Raw genomic sequence first — 1,796 nt, forward strand, 5'->3', positions numbered from 1 at the left:
AATCTGAATAAAATAGTTATTTTCCTCGGGATTTTTGGGCTCTTTCTCCTTTCCATCGCGGTGGTATTTATCGCCAGGTCGATTACAGAACCCTTGAGGGGAATGGCAAAGGCAACGGAACATATCGGGGCCGGGAATCTCGACATCGAACTACCACCGGTTAAAACACGAGATGAAGTAGGAAGGCTTTCAGAAGCGTTCAACTACATGAAGGCATCATTAAAGGAATATATTGAGGAGCTCACAGAGGCTACAGCCTCTAAAGAACGGATAGAGAGCGAGCTCAAGATTGCCCACGATATCCAGATGGGCATCCTGCAGAAAAGGTTTCCCCCATTCCCTGACAGGGATGAATTTGATATCTATGCGACGATAAAGCCTGCGAGGGAGGTAGGAGGAGACTTCTATGACTTTTTCTTCATAGATAATGAACATCTTTGTTTTGTCATTGCCGATGTTTCAGGCAAAGGGGTGCCTGCAGCCCTGTTTATGACTCTGACAAAGACCCTTATAAAGGCAAAGGCTACTTCCGGGCTTACATCGGATAAAATCATTTCCAGGGTGAATGAGGATCTATGTATAGGGAATGACCTCAATATGTTTGTAACCGTTTTCTGTGGTATCCTTAATATTAGGACCGGGGAAATACTCTATACCAATGGAGGTCACAACCCACCTTTACTTATAAGAGATAAGGGTGATATAGCCTTTATTGACGGGAAAGGAGAGCTCGTGATAGGCGTCATGGATGATGCAACATATACAACGGAGAGCATTACTTTGCAACCAGGTGATTCCATTTTCCTTTATACCGATGGCGTTACAGAAGCGATGAATGGGAAAAGCGAACTCTTTTCAGAAGAACGCCTGAAAAATGAGATATTAAAATGCAGAGGAGAATCCATTCAACAAGTCATAGAATGCATAATGGGTGAGATTACACAATTTTCTCACGAGGTTCCCCAGTCAGACGATATTACCATGATGATAGTACAATTTAAGGGTAATAAAGGAAGGTAAGATGAACCGCAGATATTTTTTTGAAATTCTGATTGTGAAGAAGGCTGAATTCATCTAAAACAAAAGGGGGTTTATGTGAAGGTATATTTCTGGGGTACAAGGGGTTCGCTGCCCGCATCTGTCACAGCAGAGGAAGTTCGGGCAAAAATGTTCAGGGCAATTAAAAAGTCAAAAGATCATAGCTTTAATAATGATGAGGAAATAGATAAGTTCATAGAGAAAGACCTTCCATTTTCTATACGGGGAAGCTATGGCACCAACACATCGTGTGTAGAGATAATGGGTGGGAAGGAATACATTCTCTGCGATGGCGGTACCGGTTTGAGGGACTTTGGAAATCATGCTTTGAAATCTTCGAGCAAGGGCGAACCCAATCAAAAGAATATTTTCAATATTTTTATATCCCATTTACACTGGGACCACATTCAGGGATTTCCATTTTTTACCCCTGCCTATATAGAGGGTAATTCTGTCAATATTTACGGATGTCACAGTGAACTGGAGCAGGTGTTTATTAATCAACAGAATTATCCTTATTTTCCTGTACCCCTTAAATATATGAAGGCTGATATAAGATTTATAACACTGGAATCAGGAAAGGAATATGAGATAGCTGGTTTTAAAGTGAAAGTTATGAAACAGAATCATCCTGGAGACTCTTATGGTTATAGATTTGAGAAGGATAGGAAAAGCATAGTTTATTCCACGGATTGTGAACACAAAGGTGAGGTTGATAATGAGGATTATGTTTTTCTGGATTTTTTCAGAGATGCCGA

2 protein-coding genes are annotated in these 1,796 nt (G+C 40.8%); both read left to right on the top strand.

Annotated elements, in window-relative coordinates:
• Positions 1-1,020, top strand: a 1,020-nt coding sequence (locus NTU69_12730; GenBank protein MCX5804370.1) for a SpoIIE family protein phosphatase, incomplete at its 5' end; no start/stop codon positions are given.
• Between the two features lie 75 nt (positions 1,021-1,095).
• Positions 1,096-1,796, top strand: a 701-nt coding sequence (locus tag NTU69_12735; protein ID MCX5804371.1) for an MBL fold metallo-hydrolase, incomplete at its 3' end; no start/stop codon positions are given.

This window comes from Pseudomonadota bacterium (genome assembly GCA_026388215.1).
Taxonomy (GTDB): Bacteria; Desulfobacterota; Syntrophorhabdia; order Syntrophorhabdales; family Syntrophorhabdaceae; genus JAPLKF01.